The organism is Kitasatospora sp. NPDC048540 (assembly GCF_040651175.1).
Lineage (GTDB): Bacteria > Actinomycetota > Actinomycetes > Streptomycetales > Streptomycetaceae > Kitasatospora.
The window spans coordinates 65,594-71,819 of record NZ_JBEZIR010000036.1 but is presented as its reverse complement, the minus strand read 5'-3'; the positions used below and the strand labels follow the sequence as shown (position 1 = coordinate 71,819).

The window sequence follows — 6,226 nt, the reverse complement described above, 5'->3', positions numbered from 1 at the left end:
GTTGACTTTTGGCACGCTGTTGAGTTCTCAAGGAACGGACACTTCCTTCGGACCGCCTTCCAGCGGGCCCTCCGGGCGCTTCGTTCTTTCGTGTTTCAAGCTTATCAGATGTTTTCCGCTCCGTTTTTCCGGAGTTTCGTTCATCGAATTTCGCTATTGCCTTTCGGCGCTCCCGAACTCTACCAGAGTTATTCGGCCCGCTTTTCCGTTCCGATGGCTATCGAAAAGGTGCGCGACGTGTCGCTCGAGTGAGAGTTTGGGGGATCGTCACCTTCGGCCTCGGCCGTTCAGGCGACTCGGACTACGTTACGCCCAGGTGTCGGTCGAGTCAAACATGAGGGGCCGGATCTGGCTGGATCCGGCCCCTCATGGCTGACGTCGACGGTCAACCCGCCCGTCTCCGCGGCCACCTGACGGTGGCTCGGCAACGGGGAATGCCGTTGCCCGGTGTCAGTGCGCGGCCAGCTCCACCGCGGCCAGGTTGCGCTTGCCCCGGCGCAGCACCAGCCAGCGGCCGTGCAGCAGGTCGGATGCGGCGGCGGTGGCCTCCTCATCGGTGACCTTGGCGTTGTTGAGGTAGGCGCCGCCTTCCTTGATGGTGCGGCGAGCGGCCGAGCGGCTCGGTGCCAGGCCGGTCTCCACCAGGAGGTCGACGATCTGGCCGAGCTCGGTGACCGTCGCCTTGGGGACCTCGGCCAGCGCTGCCGCGAGGGTGGCCGGCTCCAGGTCGGCGAGTTCACCCTGGCCGAAAAGCGCCTTCGACGCGGCGACGGCGCGCTCGTACTGCTCCTCGCCGTGGACCAGCGAGGTGAGCTCCTCGGCCAGGGCGCGCTGGGCGAGGCGGGCGGCGGGCCGCTCGGCGGTCTCGCGCTCCAGCTCCTCGATCTCCTCCCGGGTACGGAAGGAGAAGATGCGCAGGAAGTTGGAGACGTCCCGGTCGTCCGCGTTCAGCCAGAACTGGTAGAAGGCGTAGGGGGTGGTCAGCTCGGGGTCGAGCCAGACGGTGCCGGACTCGGTCTTGCCGAACTTGGTGCCGTCGGCCTTGACGATCAGCGGCGTGGCCAGCGCGTGCACCGACTTGGCGTCGGCCTTGCGGATCAGGTCGGTGCCGGCGGTGAGGTTGCCCCACTGGTCGCTGCCGCCGGTCTGCAGGGTGCAGTTGTACCGGCGGTTCAGCTCCAGGAAGTCCATGCCCTGGAGGATCTGGTAGCTGAACTCGGTGTAGCTGATGCCCGCGTCGGAGTTGAGCCGTCGGGCCACGGCCTCCTTGGCGATCATGTTGTTGACCCGGAAGTACTTGCCGATGTCGCGCAGCAGGCTGATGGCCGACATCCCGGACGTCCAGTCCAGGTTGTTGACCATGCGCGCCGCGTACTCGCCGTCGAAGTCGAGGAAGCGGGAGATCTGGCCGCGCAGGCGGTCGACCCATGCCGCCACGGTCTCGGGGTCGTTGAGGACGCGCTCCGCGGTCGGCTTGGGGTCGCCGATCAGGCCGGTGGCTCCGCCGACCAGGCCGAGCGGGAGGTTTCCGGCCTGCTGGAGGCGGCGCATGGTGAGGATCTGCACCAGGTTGCCGAGGTGCAGGCTAGGGGCCGTCGGGTCGAAGCCGCAATAGAAGGTGACCGGGCCGTCCGCGAACGCCTTGCGCAGTGCGTCCTCGTCGGTGGACAGGGCGATCAGCCCACGCCACCGCAGCTCGTCGACGATGTCCGTCACGGTCACGCTTCTCCTTCGGTCGGGCGTCCGGTGCGCCGCCGGCCCGTTCGGTCGGGCCGTACGCCGGACGGATCCAGCGTCTTAGAGAGTACGCGGTCGGCGCCGGCGGGTTTCGGCCGGTCGGCGCGGGGGCGCGGAAATTCCGTTGTTCCGCGGGTGGCTCACGGTCACAGTGGTCCCACCGCCGGGTGGCGGCGGTGAGGGGCGGCCGTGCCGTCGGCACGTGCTGCAGGGAGGTGGCCTGAAGATGCGCAACACGCTGGTACTGAACGCGAGCTACGAGCCGCTGACCACGGTCTCGCTCAAGCGCGCCGTGGTCCTCGTACTGCAGGACAAGGCCGTGGTCGAGCAGGCCCATCCGCTGCGCGTGGTGCGCGGTACCGGCGTGTCCGTCCCGGTGCCCCGGGTGATCAGACTGCAACGGTACGTCCGGGTGCCGTTCCGACAACGGGCCCCGTGGTCGCGCCGCGGCGTGCTGGTCAGGGACCAGCACGTCTGCGCGTACTGCGGACGCCGGGCGAGCACCGTGGACCACCTGGTCCCGCGGTCCCGCGGCGGCGCGGACAGCTGGCTGAACACCGTCGCGGCCTGTGCCGAGGACAACCAGCGCAAGGCCGACCGGACACCGGAGCAGGCGGGGATGCGGCTGCTGCGGCGGCCGTTCGAGCCGACCCCGGAGGCCACCCTGATGCTCGCGCTGGGGCTGCGCGAGGGCGACCTCGGCGACCTGGCCGCCTGGCTGCCGGCCACCGCCTAGGGAGGGCCCGCCCGGCGGTCCGTGGGACCGGTGGGCGGCACACGGAGCCGGTGGGCCGACCCGGTCGGGGGACAGGTCGGCCCACCCCTACGTCCCACCGCCGTCCGTGGCGGGCGTCAGCCCTTGCTGCGGAAGGCGGTGGCGACGCCGAAGTTGAACGCGTGCTCCGGCATCGCGACGACCTTCTCGCCGCCGGCGAGCAGGCGGCCCGAGGTGAGCAGCGAGCCGGTACCGGGCGGGAAGGCGCCGCCCTGGGTCTCCTGTCCGCCGGTCAGTGCGAAGCGGCTGATGTGGGCGGGCTGGTCGAGCCGCTCGTCCACGGCGAGCAGCAGGCCCGAGCCGTCCAGGCCGACCGGCCGGGACTTGCGCTTCTCGGCGACCGGGGTGCGCCACACGGACTTGCCGGTGGTGAGGTCGTACGCGGCGACGGCCGGGGCGCCGGCGGGGTCGGCCGGGGTGACGGTCGCGATCATGGTGTGCTCGTGGAAGTAGACGCCGGGGACGGCGTCGAAGGTGCCCCGGGCCACCTCCAGTCGGCCGCTCTCGGCCGCGACCGGGATCTCGGCGGCGGGGTCGCCGCTCGGCCCCCAGGCGAAGACCCGGTCGTCGGCCGGCTTCTCCCCGGTGGTGAGCACCACGGCGGGTTCGGCGGAGAGCACGGTGACGGTCTTCGGCTGGTTGTTCAGGCCGCGCCACCAGGTGACCTTGCCGTCGGCGGCGTTCAGGGCCACGGCCTGGTCGACCGGGGTCGAGTCGGCGCAGCTGCTGTGCAGCACGACCGTGGTACCGCCGGCGCCGCCGGAGAGGGTGCAGAACTTGCCCTGGCCCGCGTACTGCCAGACGTCCTTGCCGTCCTCGGCCGCCCAGGCGGCGGCCCGGTCGTCGCCGACCGCGATGACCTTGTCGTCGGTGACGGCGACGTGCGCGGCGTAGGCGTCCTTGGTGTCGGAGACGGCCTTGGTCCAGACGGCCTTGCCGGTCTTGGTGTCGACGGCGGCCAGTGTGGTGCAGGGCAGCTTCGGGTCCGCGGCGGCGCGGAACAGCACGGCGCCCAGGCCCTTGGCGTTGACGCTGGGGCTGAGTCCGCAGGGCACGGCGCCGTCGGCGGGTGCCTGGAGGGTCCAGGTCGCCTTGCCGTCGGCGAGGCCGTAGGCGTGCACGCCGGATCCGTCGGCGCGGACCACCGCGTCGGCCAGCAGCCAGCTGCCGGCCAGGGTGTCGTCGCTGCCGTCGGGCGCGGCGGTGGCCGGCTGGGCGGCCCAGGCCTTGTCGTGGGCGACCGCGATGTTCTGGCTGACGGGGGCGTCGGCGGCGGGCTTGGCCGGATCGTCCTCGCCGGTGACCAGGACGCCCGCGGTGACCAGGACGGCGAGCGCGGCGACGCCCGCGCCGACCCGGATCGCGAGGGCCCGGCGGCTGGGCGCCTGCTCGCCGGAGCCGTTGGCGGCGCCGGCGGCGCTCGCGGCGGCCGCCTTGGCGCGGTCCAGCAGCGACGGCTTGGCGGCCGCGGCGGCTCCGGGGCCGGAGTCCGGCCCGCGGTCGTCCGCCGTGCCCGGGCCACCGCTGCCGGGCGCACCGTCAGCCGTGCCCGCGCCGACGCCGGTGCCGACGCCCGCGCCGGCACCGTCCGGCCCGGCCGCTACGGCGGGGTCGGGCGGCGAGGCCGGGGGGAAGGGCGGGTACGCGGTGGACGTCCCGTCTGCGGCGTAGCCGCCCGGGTCGGGGTGGCCGCTGTCGTACCCGGTGGTGGCCGGCGCGGCCGGGGCGCTGTCGTAGGGGAGGTAGCCGCCGTAGCCGTCGCCGGTGTCCGCGGGGGCGTACAGCTGCTGGTCCTGGCCGGCCCCGGCCGGGTGACCGGGGGCAGCGGGGTAGCCGTACTGCTCGGCCTGGTACGGCTGGTAGTAGCCGGCCGTCGGGTCGGGTTGGGGGGCGGCGTTCTCCCACTGGTCGCCGGGCTGCCAGGCCGGGGTTCCGGCCTGGGTGCCGTACGGCTGCTGCTGGTAGCCGGTGTCCGGCGCCCACCCGGTGGCGGCCTCGGTCTGCTGGGGATACCAGGGCTGCTGCTGGTCGTAGCCGACCGGCTGCTGCTGCCCGTTGGTGTCGTGCGGGTATCCCTGGCCCGAGGCTGGGGGATGGTCCTGAGCCATGCGTTCCGTCCGTCCCGACTGCGTGCTGCCGTGTGCCAGCATCTCATGGTGGACGGGACGGGCCCGCCGCCGCGGGCTCGGGTGGGCGCTGACCGGGGGTCAGTCGGCGGTCCGCAGGGCCTGGTCGATGAGCCCGGCGAGGGTGAGGTCGAGGGCGGTCAGGCCGCCCTCGCTGTGGGTGGAGAGCACGAACCGCAGGGTCCGCCAGCGGATGTCGATGTCGGGGTGGTGGTCCAGCCGTTCGGCGTCCTCGGCGACCGCGTCGACCACCCGGATCGCGGTCGGGAAGCTCGCGGTCTCCGCGGTGCGGACGATCGAGTCGCCCTCGCGCCGCCAGTCGGGCAGGCCGGCCAGGCCTGCGGCGATCTCGTCCTCCGTAAGCCTGACCCTGCTCATGCGTCGGTACCTCTCGTTGGTCCCGGCCGGTCGGCCGGGGGGCGGCGGCGGGGCCCGTCGTCCGGGCCTCCGGGTCAGCCGGTGGTCCGTCGCGGCCGGGTGAGCAGCTCGCCACCGCAGTTGGGACAGGTGGCGGCCATCGCCCCGGTGCAGTCCGGGCAGAAGGTGCACTCGTAGGAGCATATGAAGGCGGGGCCGTCCGCCTTGAGCGACACCTCGCAGCGTTCGCAGATCTCGCGCATTTCCAGGGCCATCGGGGTCCTCCCGGGTGGGGTGGCGGGTGACGGTGGATCAGGGCGGTCCACCGGTACGAGGGTGGGGCAGCCTGATCGAGTGCGCCTGGGGTGTGGGCTGAGCAGGGCGTTCCGCCGAGGACGGCACCGTTCGGGTGCGTCAGCCGAAGAGCATCCGGCCGACCGCGACCAGGCCGACCACCACGATCAGGCCGCGCAGCGCCGCGGGGGGCAGCCGGCGGCCGACCTTGGCGCCGAGCTGGCCGCCCGCGGCGGACCCGACGGCGATCAGCAGGACGGCGGTCCAGTCGATGGTGGAGGTGAAGAGGAAGAAGACCGCGGCGACCGCGTTGACGATCATGGCGAGGACGTTCTTGGTGGCGTTGATCCGCTGCATCGAGTCCTGCAGCAGCATGCCCATCAGCGCGAGCAGCAGGACGCCCTGGGCGGCGCCGAAGTAGCCGCCGTAGACGCCCGCCAGCAGGACGCCGGTGAACAGCACCGGGCCGACCTCCTCGGCGGGCGCGCCGTCGCCGTTCGCCCGGCGAGCGGCCATCGCACGGGCCACCCGGGGCTGGAGGACCACCAGGACCAGGGCGAGCAGGATCAGGACGGGGACGATCGCGTCGAAGGCCTCGGCCGGCAGCCGGATCAGCAGGACGGCGCCGGCCAGGCCGCCGATCAGCGAGGCGACCGAGAGCCGGGCGAGCCGGCGGCGCTGGCCGGTGAGCTCGCGGCGGTAGCCGATGGCGCCGCTGAGCGAGCCGGGGACCAGGCCGAGGGTGTTGGAGACGTTGGCGGTCACCGGGGGCAGGCCGACCGCCAGCAGGACCGGGAAGGTGATCAAGGTGCCCGAGCCGACGATGGTGTTGATGGTGCCGGCGCCCACACCGGCGAGCAGCACGGCCACACCCTCCCAGAGTGTCATCTGCCATCCCCTCGCTCGGTCCTGTCGGGACGATCATGCCGGAGGGAGC

General features: G+C 72.9%; 7 protein-coding genes. 2 read left to right on the top strand and 5 right to left on the bottom strand.

The features are described from left to right. On the top strand, positions 1 to 252 hold a 252-nt coding region (locus AB0D08_RS17080), incomplete at its 5' end, for a hypothetical protein (RefSeq protein ID WP_359889539.1). A gap of 198 nt (positions 253 to 450) precedes the next feature. Here the strand turns inward: AB0D08_RS17080 and tyrS are convergent. Next, positions 451 to 1,716 (bottom strand): tyrosine--tRNA ligase, encoded by a 1,266-nt coding sequence (tyrS, locus tag AB0D08_RS17075; RefSeq protein ID WP_359889543.1) that lies wholly within the window; start codon positions 1,714 to 1,716, stop codon positions 451 to 453. Between the two features lie 247 nt (positions 1,717 to 1,963). On the opposite strand from tyrS, the gene AB0D08_RS17070 reads away from it, so the two are divergent. Beyond that, a complete protein-coding gene (locus AB0D08_RS17070) occupies positions 1,964 to 2,473 on the top strand; it encodes an HNH endonuclease (RefSeq protein ID WP_033821052.1) in 510 nt (169 codons plus the stop codon). 116 nt (positions 2,474 to 2,589) lie between these two features. Here AB0D08_RS17070 and AB0D08_RS17065 read toward each other — a convergent pair whose 3' ends face one another. The 4 genes from AB0D08_RS17065 to AB0D08_RS17050 all read right to left on the bottom strand — a co-directional run bounded on the left by AB0D08_RS17065 (position 2,590) and on the right by AB0D08_RS17050 (position 6,177). Further along, positions 2,590 to 4,620 (bottom strand): PQQ-binding-like beta-propeller repeat protein, encoded by a 2,031-nt coding sequence (locus AB0D08_RS17065; RefSeq protein ID WP_359889538.1) that lies wholly within the window; start codon positions 4,618 to 4,620, stop codon positions 2,590 to 2,592. Between the two features lie 99 nt (positions 4,621 to 4,719). Beyond that, a complete protein-coding gene (locus AB0D08_RS17060; protein WP_033819342.1) occupies positions 4,720 to 5,016 on the bottom strand; it encodes a 4a-hydroxytetrahydrobiopterin dehydratase in 297 nt (98 codons plus the stop codon). 74 nt (positions 5,017 to 5,090) lie between these two features. After that, positions 5,091 to 5,270: a DUF1272 domain-containing protein gene (locus AB0D08_RS17055; protein WP_359889535.1), complete on the bottom strand. Its 180-nt coding sequence runs from the start codon at positions 5,268 to 5,270 to the stop codon at positions 5,091 to 5,093. Between the two features lie 139 nt (positions 5,271 to 5,409). Continuing rightward, positions 5,410 to 6,177 carry a sulfite exporter TauE/SafE family protein gene (locus tag AB0D08_RS17050; protein ID WP_033819340.1) on the bottom strand — a complete coding sequence of 256 codons (768 nt, stop codon included), beginning with the start codon at positions 6,175 to 6,177 and terminating at the stop codon, positions 5,410 to 5,412. Between the last annotated feature and the right edge of the window lie 49 nt (positions 6,178 to 6,226).

Excerpts from the sequence above, each read along its gene's own strand:
- AB0D08_RS17050 (WP_033819340.1), bottom strand. The coding sequence starts at position 6,177 with ATGACACTCTGGGAGGGTGTGGCCGTGCTGCTCGCCGGTGTGGGCGCC.
- AB0D08_RS17070 (WP_033821052.1), top strand. The coding sequence starts at position 1,964 with ATGCGCAACACGCTGGTACTGAACGCGAGCTACGAGCCGCTGACCACG.
- AB0D08_RS17065 (WP_359889538.1), bottom strand. The coding sequence starts at position 4,620 with ATGGCTCAGGACCATCCCCCAGCCTCGGGCCAGGGATACCCGCACGAC.
- AB0D08_RS17055 (WP_359889535.1), bottom strand. The coding sequence starts at position 5,270 with ATGGCCCTGGAAATGCGCGAGATCTGCGAACGCTGCGAGGTGTCGCTC.
- AB0D08_RS17060 (WP_033819342.1), bottom strand. The coding sequence starts at position 5,016 with ATGAGCAGGGTCAGGCTTACGGAGGACGAGATCGCCGCAGGCCTGGCC.